At 67.6% G+C, this 222-nt stretch carries 1 protein-coding gene; it reads right to left on the bottom strand.

Annotated elements, in window-relative coordinates; translation table 11 throughout:
• A partial coding sequence (locus tag GTQ99_RS24165; protein ID WP_166618127.1) for a substrate-binding domain-containing protein occupies positions 1–222 on the bottom strand: 222 nt, incomplete at both ends.

The following is a 222-nucleotide window of genomic DNA, read 5'->3' as shown; positions in this document are numbered from 1 at the left end:
CACCTGCGGCTGCAGCGAGTCGGCCTGCACGGGGACGACGATGATGGCGTCGACGCCGGCGTTGACGTACTGGTCGACCTGGCTGGCCTGGGTGTTGACGTCCAGGTTCGCCGAGTTCCACAGCAGCTCGATGCCCTCGGCCTCGGCGTAGGCGTCCATGCCCTCCTTGCCGGCGGTGATGAACGAGCTCATGTCGTAGACGCTGACGCCGACGCGCAGGCT

Source organism: Kineococcus vitellinus (genome assembly GCF_009906315.1).
In the GTDB taxonomy this organism is placed as follows: domain Bacteria; phylum Actinomycetota; class Actinomycetes; order Actinomycetales; family Kineococcaceae; genus Kineococcus; species Kineococcus vitellinus.
This window is presented reverse-complemented; position numbering and strand designations above follow the sequence as displayed.